Source organism: Cryptosporangium sp. NPDC051539, assembly GCF_044454545.1.
Taxonomy (GTDB): domain Bacteria; phylum Actinomycetota; class Actinomycetes; order Mycobacteriales; family Cryptosporangiaceae; genus Cryptosporangium.
In genome coordinates this window covers 181,436-196,812 of sequence record NZ_JBITDV010000014.1, presented here as the reverse complement: position 1 = coordinate 196,812, position 15,377 = coordinate 181,436, and the positions used below count along the sequence as shown (strand labels likewise).

The following is a 15,377-nucleotide window of genomic DNA, read 5'->3' as shown; positions in this document are numbered from 1 at the left end:
CACTTTACAACATGAATACCGGCGTTCACGATGGCGGTCATGAAGACCGCGATCTGCGACCTGCTCGGTATCGACCTGCCGTTACTCGCGTTCAGCCACTGCCGCGACGTGGTCGCCGAGGTGAGCCTGGCCGGCGGGTTCGGGGTGCTCGGCGGCTCGATGTTCACGCCGGAGCAGCTCGACGTGGAGCTGAACTGGCTCGACGCGCACGTGGGCGGCCGTCCGTACGGTGTCGACATCATCGTTCCCGAGCGTGCCGAGGCGATGCGGCCCGGCGTCCGCGTCGACATGGACGCGCTGCTGGCCGCGGTGCCGGCCGGGCATCGGGCCTACGTCGACGAGATCCTCGGTAATTTCGGCATCTCGAGCGCCGGCGTCGACTCCGCCGCGCTGGGCATCACCGAGAACATCCCCTCGCCGGACGACTTGCTCGACGTGGCGTTCAGCCACCCGATCAAGCTGATCGCGAACGCGCTCGGGGTGCCGCCCGCGGTGATGCTCGAGCGCGGACGCTCGGCCGGGGTGCCGGTGGCGGCACTGGTGGGAGCGCGGGAGCACGCGCTCCGGCAGGTCGAGGCCGGTGTCGACATCATCGTCGCCCAGGGCACCGAGGCCGGCGGGCACTGCGGCGAGGTGACGACGATGGTGCTGATCCCCGAGGTGGTCGACGCGGTGGCGCCGGTGCCGGTGCTGGCCGCGGGCGGCATCGTCACCGGCCGCCAGATGGCGGCGTCGATCGCGCTGGGTGCGGCCGGGGTGTGGACCGGGTCGGTGTGGCTGACGACGCCCGAGGCCGAGACCGCCCCCTACACGCGGGAAAAGCTACTGAAGGCGACGTCGCGCGACACCGTCCGCTCGAAGGGCCGCACCGGGAAGCCGTCCCGGCAGCTGCGGTCACCGTGGACCGAGGCCTGGGCCGCCACCGGCGCGCCCGAACCGCTGCCGATGCCCCTGCAGACGCTGATCAGCGAACCGGCCCTCCGTCACGTCGACGCGCTGGCGGCAGCGGGTGACGCGGGCGCGCAGGAACTCGCCACGTACTGGGTCGGGCAGGGCGTGGGCCTGATGAACGAGGTGAAGTCGACGCGCGACGTCGTGTACGAGATGGCGTCCGACTACGCCGACGCGGTCGCGCGGGTGACGTCCACGCTCGGCTAACCGGCGGCGGTGCGAATGGCCGGGGCGCCCCGGAACGGGCGGCCGGAGGCGTCGAGCCAGCCCGGGCCGAACGTGGCTCGCCCGGCCGCCGCCAGGTCGGCGCCGAACTCCTCGGCGTCGGTGTGGCGCTTCTCCGGGTACGCGTTGAGCGAGCGGAGGAGCACCGCCGCGATCCGGGGCGGGATGCCGCTCATGCTCGCTCGGGGCGTCCCGTCGGCGCCCGGCATCGCCGGGGTGCTGCCGACGAACAGGCGGTACAGGGTGGCCGCGAGCCCGTAGAGATCGGTGCGGGCGGTGATGTCGTCGGCGTTGAGCTGCTCGGGTGCCGCGTAGCCGGGGGTGAGCGCGAGGACGCTGGCCGGCTCGCCGTCGGCCCCGGCGGCCAGCAGCTTCGCGATGCCGAAGTCGGTGACCTTCACCGTGCCGTCGTCGGCGAACAGCAGGTTGCCGGGCTTGATGTCCCGATGGACGACGTTGCGCTGGTGGGCGGCGTCCAGCGCGGACGCCACCCCGAGCCCGAGCGCGCAGATCGCCTCCGGCCGGTCGGCCCCGCGGCTGACCGCGCTGCCGCCCGGCAGGTACTCCATCACGATGCAGTTCTCGACGTACTCGTAGACGCGGGCGATGTGCGGGTGGTCGAGGCTCTCCATCACCTGGGCCTCGCGCAGGAACCGTTCGTGCGAGTCGGGCAGCGCCGTCTCCGTGAGCAGCTTGACCGCGCGGCGCCAGCCGGCCTGCCGGTGCTCGGCCAGGAACACCACGCCGCAGCCGCCCTGGCCCAACCCCTCGCGCACGACGTAGGCGGGAAGGGCCTCCTCGATCCGCGCGACCGCTTCGTCGACGTCGGGGCGCTCCGCGGGGGGTACGGATTCCGGGACGACCAGCGTCGCCAGACGGGTGGTGAGCTCGGCCTCACGGCGCTGCATCCGGGCGCCCCGCCGGGTCAGCACGACGTAGCGCCCGACCGACGTCCACGCCGCGAACAGAACGAACGGCACCGCGATCAGCGACAGCACGACGAACGCCTGACCCCGCCCGGTCTGCCCGGACGCGAACGAGAACGCGGCCACGGACGCGAACACCGAGAGCCCGATCAGCATCAGCACGAGGCTCAGCACGTCGTACCGGTCGAGCACCTCGCGCCGCCGTGCGGCCACCTCGTCCAGCGCGGTGCGGAGCCCCACGACCTCTTCCGAGAGCAGCGACGGATCCCCCTGCTGCGCCATGGGGGCAAAGGTACTGCACCCTCGCAGGAGCGGCCCGTCGCTCGCTCCGGGCGGTGCCCCCGACGGGTAGGGTCTGGGGTGCTCCGGCCACTCCCGCCCCAGGAGGCGCTCGTCCGATGTCCCGCGCCGCCGATGGATTCGTCCACCTGCACGTTCACACCGAGTACTCGATGCTTGACGGAGCGGCGCGGCTCAAGCAGATGTTCGCCGAGGCACAGCGTCTCGAGATGCCCGCGATCGCGATGACCGACCACGGCAACACCTACGGCGCGTACGACTTCTACACCAAGGCCATGGACGCCGGGGTCACGCCGATCATCGGTACCGAGGCCTACGTCGCACCGGCCAGCCGGTACGACAAGAAGCGCATCCAGTGGGGGCGCCCCGACCAGAAGAGCGACGACGTCTCCGGTTCGGGCTCGTACACCCACATGACGATGTGGGCGCGCAACAACGACGGGCTGCACAACCTGCTGCAGCTGTCCTCCCGCGCGTACACCGAGGGCTACTTCGTGAAGTGGCCACGGATGGACGCCGAGACGCTGGCCGAGCACTCCAACGGCATCATGGCCACGACCGGCTGCCCGTCCGGTGAGGTGCAGACCCGGCTGCGGCTGGGCCACTTCGACGAGGCGCTGGCGGCGGCCGCGAAGTACCAGGACATCTTCGGCAAGGAGCACTTCTACCTCGAGCTGATGGACCACGGGCTGCGCATCGAGCGCCAGGTCCGCGACGGGCTGCTCGACATCGGGAAGAAGCTCGGCATCCCGCCGGTCGTCACGAACGACTCGCACTACACGCACGAGGCCGAGGCGACGTCGCACTCGGCGCTGCTCTGCATCCAGACCGGCTCGACGCTGGCCGCGCCGACGTTCCAGTTCGACGGCACCGGCTACTACCTGAAGTCGGCGGCCGAGATGTACGGCATCGATTCCTCCGACGCGTGGCAGGAGGGGTGCCGGAACACGCTGGCGATCGCCGAAAAAGTAGACACGACCGGCATGTTCCAGAAGAAGAACCTGATGCCGAAGTTCCCGGTCCCGGCGGGCGAGACCGAGGAGAGCTGGTTCCGGCACGAGGTCTGGGAAGGCATGAAGCGCCGGTTCCCGGAGGGCTACGACGAGCAGCACAAGAACCAGGCCGAGTACGAGATCGGCGTCATCCTGCAGATGGGGTTCCCGTCGTACTTCCTGGTCACGGCCGACTTCATCAACTGGTCGAAGGCCAACGGCATCCGCGTCGGCCCCGGCCGCGGGTCGGCGGCCGGCTCGATGGTGGCGTTCGCGATGGGCATCACCGACCTCGACCCTCTGCCGCACGGCCTGATCTTCGAGCGTTTCCTCAACCCCGACCGCGTCTCGATGCCCGACATCGACATCGACTTCGACGAGCGTCGGCGCGGTGACGTCATCCGGTACGTGACCGAGAAATGGGGCGCCGACAAGGTCGCCCAGATCGTCACGTACGGCACGATCAAGGCCAAGGCGGCGATCAAGGACTCGGCTCGCGTCCTGGGCTACCCGTACGCCGTCGGCGACCGCATCACCAAGGCGATGCCGCCCGCGGTGATGGGTAAGGACATCCCGCTCAGCGGCATCTTCGACTCGAGCCACAAGCGGTACAACGAGGCCGGCGAGATCCGGGGGCTGTACGAGACCGACCCGGACGTCAAGAAGGTCATCGACACCGCCCGCGGCCTGGAGGGGCTGATCCGGCAGGCCGGTGTGCACGCGGCCGGCGTCATCATGTCGGCCGAGCCGCTCACCGACCACATCCCGGTCTGGATGCGCGCCTCCGACGGCGCGATCATCACGCAGTTCGACTACCCGACCTGCGAAACGCTCGGCCTGCTGAAGATGGACTTCCTGGGCCTGCGGAACCTCACGGTCCTGGACGACTGCCTGAAGGCGATCGTGGCCGACGGCGGCCCCGACATCGACCTGCTCAAGCTGCCGCTGGACGACAAGGCGACGTACGAGCTCCTCGCGCGCGGCGACACGCTCGGCGTCTTCCAGCTCGACGGCGGACCGATGCGCTCGCTGCTGCGGCTGATGCGCCCGGACAACTTCGAAGACATCTCCGCGGTGCTCGCGCTGTACCGGCCCGGCCCGATGGGCGCGAACTCGCACATCAACTACGCGCTGCGCAAGACCGGCCAGCAGGAGAAGACCCCGATCCACCCGGATCTCGAGGAACCGCTGGCCGACATCCTGGGCACCACGCACGGCCTGATCGTGTACCAGGAGCAGGTCATGGCGATCGCGCAGAAGGTGGCCGGCTACACGCTGGGCAACGCCGACCTGCTGCGTCGCGCGATGGGCAAGAAGAAGAAGGAGATCCTCGACAAGGAGTTCAAGCCGTTCTCCGAGGGGATGGCCAGGGAGGGCTTCAAGCCCGAGGTCATCAAGGCGCTCTGGGACGTCCTGGTCCCGTTCTCCGACTACGCGTTCAACAAGGCCCACACGGCCGGGTACGGGCTGGTCTCGTACTGGACCGGTTACCTCAAGGCCAACTACCCCGCGGCGTACATGTCGGCGCTGCTCACGTCGGTCCGCGACGACAAAGACAAGATGGCGGTCTACCTCAACGAGTGCCGCAAGATGGGCATCAAGGTCTTCCCGCCCGACGTCAACGAGTCCGACGCGAACTTCACCCCGCGTGGCACCGACATCCGCTTCGGCCTGGCCGGTGTGCGCAACGTCGGTGCGAACGCGGTCGACGCGATCATCGCGGCCCGCGCCGAGAAGGGCGCGTACAAGGACTTCTACGACTTCCTCAAGAAGACCCCGGCGATCGTCTGCAACAAGAAGGTCGTCGACGCGCTGATCAAGGCCGGTGCGTTCGACTCGCTGCTGCACACCCGCAAGGGCCTGCTCGCGGTGCACGAAGCCGCGGTCGAATCGTTCGCCGAGATCAAGAAGAGCGAGGCGGTCGGCCAGTTCGACCTCTTCGGGGCAGCCTTCGGCGACGACTCCGAGGATCTCGGAACGGCGTTCACCCCGCCGGTCGGCACCGACGAGTGGCCGAAGAACGAGAAGCTCGCCACCGAGCGCGAGATGCTCGGCCTCTACGTGTCCGACCACCCGCTCTCCGGCGTCGAACACCTGCTGGCCGCGAAGGTCGACTGCCCGATCTCCGCGCTCACCGGTGACGACTATCCCGACGGACGGCAGGTGGCGGTCGGCGGACTTCTCTCCGGGCTGCAGAAACGCGTCACCAAGCAGGGCAAGCTCTGGGCCAGCGCCCGCCTCGAAGACCTCGAGGGTGGCGTCGAGGTGCGATTCTTCCCCGCCACCTACGAGCTGGTCGGCCAGCACCTGGTGGAAGACGCGGTCGTGCTGATCAGAGGCCGCCTCGACAAGCGCGAAGACCAGCCGCAACTGCTCGCGCAAGACCTCGCGCTGCTCGACCTCGGTGAGGCCGACTCGGAGAAGCCGGTCATCATCGTGGTCACGGCCAACCGGGTGAACGACCAGTTGGTCGCTTCGCTGCGGGAGACGCTGTCGATCCACCCCGGCACGACCGAGGTGCACCTGAAGCTGCAGCACAAGGCGCGGGCCACCCGCTGGAAGCTGGGCGACAACGTCCGGGTGACCCCGACACCGGCGCTGATGGCGGACTTGAAGGCACTGCTGGGACCGTCGGCGATCGAGTGACCACCTGCCCCCGCTGCGGCGGGCCGGGGTTGCTCGCGGTCGAGGACGCGGTGCTGTGCGCGGCCTGCGACCTCTCCCATCCGACCGGTGGGCCGGTCGTGCTGTGGTTCGCGGTCAACGGGCGGATCGACACCGCCGCCCAGGTGGAGGAGCTCGCGGCCCTGGTGCGTCCGTGGGTGGATTCGGTGCTGGTGGACAGCGCCGAACTGGAGGCGGCCGTGGACGCCTGGGTCGCGTCGGCGTCGGCTCCGGTCACCGCCGGTGCGGGGCTGATCTGTGACTTCTGCGAGACCGCGGTCCCGCGCTGGGCCTACCGCGCCGGCCCGGCGGCCGCGGTCCCCGCGGGCGACTGGTACGCCTGCGACGACTGCCGGCCTTTTGTGGACGCCCGGCAGTGGGCGAGCCTGGCCGGCGTCGTCGGCGACGACCGGACCTCGTGCTGGGAGGCGTTCGCGGAGGCCGATCCCCGGGCCGCGCGCCCGTGGCCGCCCCGAGCGACCAGCTACCGCTGGCCCTGAACGCCGCGGCGACATTTCTTCGTACACAGGTTCTATCCACAGGTGTGGAAAGCTTGTGGACGTGCCCTCGCTGCCGCAGACCGAGCTGCCGATCGTCCAGTCGCCGATGGCGGGCGGTGCGACCACTCCCGCCCTGGTGGCTGCCGTCGCCGGGGCCGGCGGGCTGGGGTTCGTGGCGGCCGGTTACCTGAGCGCGTCGCAGCTGCGGGATCAGATCGCCGCGGTGCGCGACCGCACGTCCGAGCCGTTCGGGGTGAACCTGTTCGTGCCGTGGCGGCAGGTGCCGGTGTCGGTCGAGGGGTATCGGCGGCAGATCGAACCCGAGGCCGAGAAGCTCGGCGTCGCGCTCGGCACCCCGCGCTGGGACGACGACGACTGGGCCGGGAAGCTCGAGCTGCTGCTCTCCGACCCGCTACCGGTCGTCGGCCTGACGTTCGGCTGCCCGGCGGGCGCGGTCGCCGCACTCCGGAACGCCGGCTCGGCGGTCGCGGTGACCGTCACCACCGTCGACGAGGCCCGTGCCGCCGCGGCCGCCGGAGCGGACGCGCTGCTGCTGCAGGGCGCCGAGGCCGGCGCCCACCGCGGCTCCTGGACCCCGGATGCGTCGCCGGTGGCGCTGAACGCGCTGCTCGAGGACGTGAAGGCGGTCACCGACCTGCCGCTGGTGGCCGCCGGCGGCCTCGCCGACCGGGCCGCCGTCCGCGGGGTCCTGAGCGCCGGTGCGACCTACGCCCAGGTCGGCACCGCACTCCTGCGCTCGCCCGAGTCGGGTGCGTCGGCGGCGCACAAGTCCGCGCTGGTCACGCTGGGGGAAACGACGATCACCCGCACGTTCACCGGCCGCCGAGCCCGTGGCCTGGTCAACGAGTTCATCCGGGCGTACGAGACCGACGCCGTCGAGGCCTACCCGCAGGTCCATCACCTGACCCGGCCCCTGCGCGCCGCCGCCGCCGAGGCCGGTGACACCGGCCGCATGGCGCTCTGGGCCGGCACCGGCCACGCCACGGCTCAGGACGCCCCGGCGACCGAGATCATCCACGCGCTGACCCCCTGACTTTTTGGGTGCTCGCACCCTGGCAGGCAGCTTCAGGACATCGTTCCCTGAAGGTGTGCAACTGGTAGGCCGCTCGCGAATCCTCGTCACCACCCTGATGGGGTTCGCCGTCGTCGCGTTGGTGGCGATCGAGGTGCAGCGCCCGCCCGCGGTCGGGCCGGTCGCCGTCGCGGTGTTGTTCGCGCTGGTGGCGGGCGCGCTGGCGGCCCTGGCTGCGGCCGTGCTGACCACCGCGCTGCGGGTGCGGCTGTTCCAGCTCCGCGCCGCCGAGCTGCCCCGCCCGGTGACCGGCGAGGCGGTTCTCCCGATACTGCGCAAGGCGGTCGGCGACCCCGGGCTCGAGATCGCGTACTGGTCCCCCGGCGTCGGGGTCTACGTGGACGCGGAGGGTCGTGAGGTGCCCGCGGGCGGCCTGGAGGTCGCCGACCCGACCGGTCAGCCACTGGCCACGGTCACCGTCGCGCCCGCCTCCCGCAGGAGCGCGATCGACGCACTCGCCCGCATCGGCCCGGCGCTCGCGTCCGCGCGTCTGCACGCGGTGTCGAACGCGCACGGCACCCAGGCCAGGGCGCTGCAGGCCGGCTGGGCCGAGCGGCGCGAGCTCGAACAGCTCCTGCACGACAGCGCCCAAACCCGCCTGTCCGCGCTCACCGTCCGGCTCGGTGTCGCCCGCAGCCACGAGACCGACGAGAAGGCGGTCCGCGTCCTCGCCGACGCCCAGGAACAACTCGGCCTCGCCCTCCGTGAGCTGCGCGAACTGGCCCACGGCATCCACTCGATGACGCTCACCGAGTCCGGCCTCGGCCCGGCGCTGGAGGCGGCTGCGAGCCGGTACGGCGTCCCGGTGGTGGTCACGGTTCCGCCGGGCCGGTTCGATCCGGACGCCGAGGCGCTGGCGTACTACGTCGCGTGCTGGCTCTTCGCGAGCTACCAGGACGGCAGTGTGGACATCAGCGGCACCCTCGCTGGCGACCGCCTCGGGCTGCGGATCAGCGGCAGCGGCGCCGACGCCGACGCCGTGCTGAACAGCTCGATCGCGCTCCGGGTCCGTGCGGCGGGCGGGGTGCTGACGACGTCCGGCACCACGGTCGACGTCAGCATCCCCCGCCGGCTCTAGATCTCCTGGCGATCGGCGGCGTCCAGCACCGCCTTGGCCCACAGATACTGCTCGCACGGCCAGGGCGGCGGGTTGATCAGGTGCAGCGCGCTCGCGCAACAGCCGCGCGAGGTCTCGGTCGGGGCGTGCATCGGCAGGACGCGGTGCGCGGTGGCCACGTCTTCGGTGGTCGCGGTGCGCGTCCAGCCCGGTGGTCGAAACGGCCGGGCGACCGGCCGGCCAGGTCTCACGGGGTCGGCAACACGATGGTGTGCCATCGGAAGGCTCCTTCCGCCGAGGGGCTCTCGGGATCGAGGGGTCCTCTCCCGGCGGCCAGGGACGCGAAGCCTGGCGACCGGGTGAGCCGGGCCGCGCGATCCCCACGCACCGCCGGGAGAGGGGCTGTGCGGAACTACCCTCCGGAATGGACGCGGGAAGGCAGTCACCAGTGCCTTCCGCCGCGGCTCCCGGACAACGCGACGGAGCGGATGCCTCTAGCCTGATACCCGGCGAACGCGGCAGGTAGGGCACGCCGCTGCACCCACGCTGCACTCACGCTGAAAACACGGGATCCGGGCACCGTCGTCACGTTGTCGCGCCCGGAGGCCGGATGACCGCAGTCACGCACTGGACCGGACGTGAGGCGCGGGCGCTGCGTGAGGCGTTGCGGCTCAGTATCCGTGACTTCGCCGACCGGCTCGGCGTCGCGGCGCGCACGATCTCGAACTGGGAGTCGGCCGGTTCCGAGATCCGCCCCCGGCCCGACATGCAGGCAGTACTCGACACCGCGCTGGCGCAGGCGTCCGGCCCGGCGCGCGACCGCTTCACCCACCTGATGTCCGGCGCCGACGACGACGTGCTCGCCCCCGAACCCCGGCCCGCCCGCGTACTGCCCGCGCTCACCGCCGACGACCTGAGCAAGATCATCGCCGCACTCGACGACGCCCGCCGTTACTTCGACGGGGACGTCGTCGCCCAGTTCCGCCAGCGGCTCGGGATGCTGGCCCACGACGACGGGTCGCTCGGTCCGCGCGCCGCCCTGCCCGCGGCGCTGGGCCTGGTCGGCGCGATCGACCGGAGCGCGCGCTCGGTACGCAGTGACGTCCGCGACGAGTTGCTCGGGGTGGGTGCGCGGGCCGCCGAGTTCACCGGCTGGCTGTACCGCGACGCCGGTGGCCGGAGCCAGGCCGCCTACTGGCGCGACCGGGCCACCGAATGGGCGCAGGAGGCCGGTGACCTCGCCATGCAGGGGTACGTCCTGCTGCGCAAGAGCCAGGCCGCCTGGGACGACCGGGACGCGCCCCGGATGTTGACGCTGTCGCGGGCGGTTCAGGACGGGCCGTGGCACGTCCCGCAGCGCGTCCGGGCCGAGGCGGCGCAGCAGGAGGCGCGGGCGCAGGCGATGCTCGGCGCCCGCCTCCCGGTGATCCAGGCCAAGCTGTACGAGGCCGAGGAGCTCCTGTCGGCCGAGTCCCCGCACGACCTCGGGGCCGGCTACGGCTATCCGCTATTCACGTTCCAGTCCGCGCTCTGCTACTGCGAGGCCGGCGATGCGGAGCGCGCGCTGGAGGCGCACGCCCGCTGGCAGTCGTCTCACGGGTTTTCCCGGCGCGACCGGGCGTACTCGCTCACACTGCTCGGGATATCGCTCGCCCGCGCCGGGCGTCCCGAGGAGGCGGCCCGGTTCGGGCTCGCGGCCTACGACGTCGCGACCGACCTGAACTCGGTGCGGATCCGCCAGGAACTCCAGCGCCTCGCCGGAGTGCTGCGCGGTGGCACCGACCGTCCGCTGGCCGTCCAACGCCTCTTCGACGCCGTCCGGCGCTGAGCGTCCGCTCGCCCCGGCCTGGCAGGATGGCCGGATGGACGGGGAGAGCGGCGCGGGCCTGCTGCACCGCCTGACGTCGTTGTCGGTCGAGCGCGGCTGGGACGTGCCCTCCGACGACCCGCGCATCCGCCACGACATCGTCCCGAACGACGACGCGATCAGCCCGCCGTTCACGAAGACCTACCGCGGCCTCCCGGTCACCCCGCTGCCCCGCGATCTGCCGTCGCCCGGCGTCCGCGCCACCGAGGTACTGGCCGGTCACCCGGCCGCGCCCGTACCGCTCGACGCCGCGGGTCTCGGGCGCATCCTATACCTCGGTGCCGGTATCACCCGCGTCACCGAGCGCCGCGGTCGTCCGCATCCGTTCCGGGCGTCCGGTTCGGCCGGTGCGCGATTCCCGCTCGAGGTCTACGCCAGCACCCGGGCGGTCGCCGGCGTCCCCGACGGCGTCCACTGGTACGACCCCCGCGCCCACGCGCTCGTGCGGGTCGGCCCGCCCACGTCCGGCGGTGCGACGACGCTCGTCGTCACCGGCGTCCCGTGGCGCACCGGCTGGCGCTACGCCGAGCGCGGCTGGCGTCACCTCTACTGGGACGCGGGCACGCTGCTCGCGCAGCTCTCCGCGGCCGCGGAGAGCGCGGGCCTGCCCGCTCGCCTCCGCACCCATTTTCCGGACGCCACCCTGCGCGCGCTCGTCGGGGCCCACGGCGTCCACGAGTACCCGCTCGCGCTCCTGACGTTCTCCGACGGAGTCCCCGCGATCGAGCCGACCGGCCCGGCCGAGTGCGGCGAACTACCGCCGGTGGAGTTCCCGCTGTGCACGCTCGCGCAGCGCGCCGGCGAGCGGCAGGATCTCGGTGATCCCTGGCCCTCCGACCCGCCGCTCGACGACGCCCCGCCGTCGGAGCCGCTCGACGCCGTGATCCTCCAACGGGGTTCGCAGCGCCGGATGGACCCCACGCGGAGCCTGTCCCGGGCCACGCTCGACTGGTCGCTGCGAGCCGCGCTGCGCGGCGTCGCTGTCCCGCACTGGGTCGTCGTGCACGGCGTCGACGACGTGACACCCGGCCTGTACCGCTGGCCCGACCTCGAGACGCCCGTCCACACCGAGACGTCACGTGACGAGCTGGTCCGGGTCTGCGTCGGCCAGGAACTCGGCGGCGAAGCGTCGTTCGTGGTCATCGCCGCCGTTCCGACCGCTGACCTCGACGACCACACGTACCGCGAGGCCCAGCTCGCGGCCGGCCTGGTCGAGGGACGGCTGCACGTGGCCGCGTACGCGCTGGGCGCCGGCGCCACCGGCATGACGTTCTACGACTCGGAGGTACCGGCGCTCCTCCGCGAGCCCGACGACCTGGTCACGCTGCTGTTCACCTGCGTCGGCGTCCCGGCCTACCGGAATCGCCGGGGAGGCGCCCCCGGTGCGCCTGCCGACTTCCGGATGGTCACCCCGAAGTTCCGCTGATCAGGCCCCGGCCTCGTCGGCCAGGCGCTGCAGATACGACCCGAACTGCTCGCGATCGGACGCCGGCCACTCGGCGGTGAGCTGCTCGAACGTCGCGCGCTGCCAGTCCCGGGCCGACTCCAGCAGCCGTTCGCCGTCCGGCGTGAGCCGCAACTCGCGGCGCCGGGCGTCCGCGGTGCCGGGCGCCCGCTCGACGTAACCGGCCTCGGTCGCCGCCGCGACCATCCGGCTGGCGCCCGACTGGTCGAGCCCCAGTTGCCGGGCCACGTCGTTGACGCCCGCGCCCGCGCCCGCCACGTGCACCGCGTCGAGCGTCAGCATCAGCTGCGGGTGCGCGCCGCCGGCGGCGTCGCGCGCCCAGCGCCGGGACCAGAACCGCACCAGCCGGAAGAGCGCCGGACCGCCGTCGTTCATGCCCGCACTCTAGCCAATCAATGCGTATCGCATCTATATTGAATGCGATCCGCATATTTTCTGTTCAGGAGGCCCCCATGACCGTCGTGCTGAACCACACGATCGTCCGCGCGCGCGACCGGCACGCGTCGGCACGCTTCTTCTCCGCGTTACTAGGCCTGGAACCCGAGCCCGATGCCGGACCGTTCGCGGCGGTGCGCGTCAACGACGACCTCACGCTCGACTTCGACGACCGCGGGCCGGTCGCGGCCGGTCACTACGGCTTCCTCGTCGACGACCCGACGTTCGACGCCCTGCTGGGCCGCCTCGACGGCATCCCGTACGGGTCGGGCCCGGAGCACGGCTGGGACCGGCGGATCAACACGATCAACAACGGACGCGGGGTCTACGTCGGCGATCCGGACGGCCATAGCTACGAGTTCTTCACCGTGCCACCCTCACTGGTGTGACCCCGGACGACATCGCTGGTCTGCGGCGCGCACGAGACCGGATGGACCGCGAGTACGCGCAGCCGCTCGACGTCCCGGCGCTGGCCCGCACCGCGCTGATGTCACCGGCGCACTTCGCCCGCCGGTTCCGGGCCGCCTACGGCGAGACGCCCTACGGCTACCTGATGACCCGCCGGATCGAGCGGGCCAAGGCACTGCTCCGCCGGGGCGACCTCGGCGTCACCGAGGTGTGCATAGCGGTCGGGTGTACGTCGCTGGGCTCGTTCAGCTCCCGGTTCACCGCGGTGGTCGGCGAAACCCCCAGCGCCTACCGGCGGCGCTCCCACGAGGAGCTGTCGCGGCTCCCCGGCTGTGTCGCCCGGCACTACGACCGGCCGGCCGCACCCAACCGAGCAGTTTCGGAGAAGCGTGCCGCCCCGGCCCCCGCCTAGCGTGGCCGTCATGGAACTTTCGCTCTCGCACTGCTTCGTTATCGTCAACGACCAGGACGAAGCCCTCACGTTCTACCGGGATGCCGTCGGCCTCGTGGTCAAAGAGGACCTGACGTTCGGCCCGAACCGCTGGCTGTCGCTCTACGCACCCGGCCGGCCGGAGACCGAGATCGTGCTCGAGACGCCCGCGATGCGCCTCGGCCCGGACGCCGAGACGTTCAGCGCGATCCTCGGCAAGGGCAATCTGACCGCGCTGATCTTCACGACCGACGACTGCATCGCCACGTTCGAGCGCCTGACCGCAGCCGGCGCCGAGGTGATCCAAGAGCCGGTCGAGCAGTCGTACGGCGTCCGCGACTGCGCGTTCCGCGACCCGTCCGGCAACGCCGTCCGGTTCTCGGAAGACCTCAAAACGCCGTAGTGGCCGACCACCGCGCGAGCAGGCTGGAGTCGCCGGTGATCTGCGGGACCGACGGGCGTCCCCACAGGAACAGGTACAGGTTCGAGACGGTCGCGGTCGCGGTGACGGTCGCCTCGGTCGGCTCCTGACCAGCCGCGGTGGGACGCCAGTCGAAGCTGGCCGAGCCGATCTCGATCCGCCACCGGGCGTCGACGTCGGTGGCGACCAGTTCGATCGACTGGCCGTCTCCGCGCACCGCACCGAAACCGGCCAGGCGAGGCGCGAAGGGCAGAATCGTGAGGATTTCCTCGACCCCGTCCTTCGCGACGACCGGATCGATCGACGCGGAGACGCCGAGCGCCAGCGCAGCGTCCACCCGGTGGACGGCGGCTTCGTGGAGCATTCTGCGGGCCCAGAACGCCGTCGGACGGGTCGTGCCGCCCAGCGTCCAGACCTGCTGGTGGGCGGGCGCGGCGACGAGCGCACCGATCAACCCGTCGACCCCGGCGGCGACCCAGTCGGACAGCCCGGTGGCCTCGGCCGGTATGCCCTCTTCGAACTCGGCGAACGGCAGCTTCTCGGTGGAACCCGAGGTGATCATCGCGGTGACCCACCGCTCGGTGGAACCGACGTGACCGGCCAGTTTCGCCAGGTCCCACGCGGGGCAGCTCGGGACCGGCGTGGTCAGATCGGCGTCCGACAGCAGGGCGGCTAACCGATCGATCTCGCGGAACAGCGCTTTGCAGTATTCCCCGTGGTCCATGCAGTGACGGTAGCTCGCCGCGGCCCCCGCCGCCGCTTCCGGTGCGCGCGTCGCGTCCCGACAATCGTTCTCTGGACCGATCTTGTCAGCGCTTCCGCGAACTGGCACCCCAGCCCAGGCCGATCGCGATCCCTAACGCGATGCCGACGCCGAGGTTGTGGAACAACACCCCGAAAGCGACACCGAACGCGAGGCCTAAACTGATGCCCACGCCCATCCGGTTCTGGTCGGCCTTCTTCTCACCCATGCCACTACCGTAAGTGGTGCGCTCAAAGCCCGACGATCGGCAGCACGACCTGATCGACGATCTCGACGATCGTCTGCTCGGGCACCGGGCGACGGGTCATCATCAGTTCGGTCCGGAGCAGGTCGAACGGGAGCGCCTCGACCCGGGGCGTGAGGCGCTCGGGTCCGATCTCGCCGCGCTCGACCGCCCGCCGGAACACGATCTCGCTGCCCTTGGCCCGGCCGCTCAGCACCTGCTCGCGCAGATCGGCGGGCGTCTCGCCGCTGTCGTCGAAGTACTCCGCCAGCGCGACGGTGAACACCGCGATCAGTTCGATCCGGGCGACCGATGCCGAAATGAGGTAGGCGATCAGGTCACTCCGTAGGCGGCCGGTGTCGGGAATTTCCACCGTGTTCGTATCGAAATAGCGGTTGATCGCGGCGATGACCAGGTCTTTCCGGTTCGGCCAGCGACGGTAGAGGACCTGCCGGCCGGTCCGGGCGCGCTCGGCGACGGACTCCATCGTGAAGCCCTGGTAGCCGCGCTCCTTCAGCTCCTCCCAGGCCGCCTCCAACAACGCGTCCTCCAGCGCTTCCCCGCGCCGTCGGGTCTGCCGCCCCTCCTGCATTAGATACACCTCTGCCTCTTATTGACATCGCCGACCTTTAAGGTACACGATTGTCTCCTACATAA

The 15,377-nt window shown here is 71.2% G+C and carries 16 protein-coding genes; 10 read left to right on the top strand and 6 right to left on the bottom strand.

Annotated features, from left to right (window positions below; genetic code table 11):
- Window positions 1-39 precede the first annotated feature (39 nt).
- Window positions 40-1,158: an NAD(P)H-dependent flavin oxidoreductase gene (locus ACIBZJ_RS36295; protein ID WP_395937928.1), complete on the top strand. Its 1,119-nt coding sequence runs from the start codon at window positions 40-42 to the stop codon at window positions 1,156-1,158.
- Here ACIBZJ_RS36295 and ACIBZJ_RS36290 read toward each other — a convergent pair.
- Window positions 1,155-2,384, bottom strand: coding sequence for a serine/threonine-protein kinase (locus ACIBZJ_RS36290; protein ID WP_395937926.1), 1,230 nt, complete (start codon window positions 2,382-2,384; stop codon window positions 1,155-1,157). The genes ACIBZJ_RS36295 and ACIBZJ_RS36290 overlap by 4 nt on opposite strands.
- A 116-nt stretch (window positions 2,385-2,500) precedes the next feature.
- On the opposite strand from ACIBZJ_RS36290, the gene dnaE reads away from it, so the two are divergent.
- The 4 genes from dnaE to ACIBZJ_RS36270 are packed head-to-tail and all read left to right on the top strand — an operon-like array spanning window position 2,501 to window position 8,729.
- Window positions 2,501-6,040, top strand: coding sequence for a DNA polymerase III subunit alpha (gene dnaE / locus ACIBZJ_RS36285; RefSeq protein WP_395937924.1), 3,540 nt, complete (start codon window positions 2,501-2,503; stop codon window positions 6,038-6,040).
- On the top strand, window positions 6,037-6,558 hold the full coding sequence (locus ACIBZJ_RS36280; protein WP_395937922.1) for a DUF6300 family protein: 522 nt from the start codon (window positions 6,037-6,039) through the stop codon (window positions 6,556-6,558). The genes dnaE and ACIBZJ_RS36280 overlap by 4 nt, the downstream gene beginning before the upstream one ends.
- 55 nt (window positions 6,559-6,613) lie before the next feature.
- A complete protein-coding gene (locus tag ACIBZJ_RS36275) occupies window positions 6,614-7,612 on the top strand; it encodes a nitronate monooxygenase (RefSeq protein ID WP_395937920.1) in 999 nt (332 codons plus the stop codon).
- Between the two features lie 55 nt (window positions 7,613-7,667).
- On the top strand, window positions 7,668-8,729 hold the full coding sequence (locus ACIBZJ_RS36270; RefSeq protein WP_395937918.1) for a sensor histidine kinase: 1,062 nt from the start codon (window positions 7,668-7,670) through the stop codon (window positions 8,727-8,729).
- Here the strand turns inward: ACIBZJ_RS36270 and ACIBZJ_RS36265 are convergent.
- The gene (locus ACIBZJ_RS36265; RefSeq protein ID WP_395937916.1) at window positions 8,726-8,986 is read right to left on the bottom strand and encodes a hypothetical protein; all 261 of its coding nucleotides are present in this window, start codon (window positions 8,984-8,986) and stop codon (window positions 8,726-8,728) included. The genes ACIBZJ_RS36270 and ACIBZJ_RS36265 overlap by 4 nt on opposite strands.
- Window positions 8,987-9,318: 332 nt before the next feature.
- On the opposite strand from ACIBZJ_RS36265, the gene ACIBZJ_RS36260 reads away from it, so the two are divergent.
- Window positions 9,319-10,536 (top strand): helix-turn-helix domain-containing protein, encoded by a 1,218-nt coding sequence (locus ACIBZJ_RS36260; protein WP_395937914.1) that lies wholly within the window; start codon window positions 9,319-9,321, stop codon window positions 10,534-10,536.
- 34 nt (window positions 10,537-10,570) lie between these two features.
- On the top strand, window positions 10,571-12,001 hold the full coding sequence (locus tag ACIBZJ_RS36255; RefSeq protein WP_395937912.1) for a hypothetical protein: 1,431 nt from the start codon (window positions 10,571-10,573) through the stop codon (window positions 11,999-12,001).
- On the opposite strand, the gene ACIBZJ_RS36250 is transcribed toward ACIBZJ_RS36255, so the two are convergent.
- Complete coding sequence (locus ACIBZJ_RS36250) at window positions 12,002-12,415, bottom strand: MarR family winged helix-turn-helix transcriptional regulator (RefSeq protein WP_395937910.1); 414 nt, start codon at window positions 12,413-12,415, stop codon at window positions 12,002-12,004.
- A gap of 77 nt (window positions 12,416-12,492) precedes the next feature.
- On the opposite strand from ACIBZJ_RS36250, the gene ACIBZJ_RS36245 reads away from it, so the two are divergent.
- The 3 genes from ACIBZJ_RS36245 to ACIBZJ_RS36235 are packed head-to-tail and all read left to right on the top strand — an operon-like array spanning window position 12,493 to window position 13,716.
- Window positions 12,493-12,864 (top strand): VOC family protein, encoded by a 372-nt coding sequence (locus tag ACIBZJ_RS36245; protein ID WP_395937908.1) that lies wholly within the window; start codon window positions 12,493-12,495, stop codon window positions 12,862-12,864.
- On the top strand, window positions 12,861-13,295 hold the full coding sequence (locus ACIBZJ_RS36240; RefSeq protein ID WP_395937906.1) for a helix-turn-helix domain-containing protein: 435 nt from the start codon (window positions 12,861-12,863) through the stop codon (window positions 13,293-13,295). The genes ACIBZJ_RS36245 and ACIBZJ_RS36240 overlap by 4 nt, the downstream gene beginning before the upstream one ends.
- 10 nt (window positions 13,296-13,305) lie before the next feature.
- Entirely contained in the window at window positions 13,306-13,716 is a 411-nt protein-coding gene (locus tag ACIBZJ_RS36235) for a VOC family protein (protein ID WP_395937904.1), read from the top strand.
- Here the strand turns inward: ACIBZJ_RS36235 and ACIBZJ_RS36230 are convergent.
- The 3 genes from ACIBZJ_RS36230 to ACIBZJ_RS36220 form a co-directional block, all read right to left on the bottom strand.
- Complete coding sequence (locus ACIBZJ_RS36230) at window positions 13,703-14,458, bottom strand: maleylpyruvate isomerase family mycothiol-dependent enzyme (protein WP_395937902.1); 756 nt, start codon at window positions 14,456-14,458, stop codon at window positions 13,703-13,705. The two genes, ACIBZJ_RS36235 and ACIBZJ_RS36230, sit on opposite strands and share 14 nt — an antisense overlap.
- A gap of 85 nt (window positions 14,459-14,543) precedes the next feature.
- The gene (locus tag ACIBZJ_RS36225; protein WP_395937900.1) at window positions 14,544-14,705 is read right to left on the bottom strand and encodes a hypothetical protein; all 162 of its coding nucleotides are present in this window, start codon (window positions 14,703-14,705) and stop codon (window positions 14,544-14,546) included.
- Window positions 14,706-14,727: 22 nt separating this feature from the next.
- The gene (locus ACIBZJ_RS36220; RefSeq protein WP_395937898.1) at window positions 14,728-15,312 is read right to left on the bottom strand and encodes a TetR/AcrR family transcriptional regulator; all 585 of its coding nucleotides are present in this window, start codon (window positions 15,310-15,312) and stop codon (window positions 14,728-14,730) included.
- Window positions 15,313-15,377: the final 65 nt, after the last annotated feature.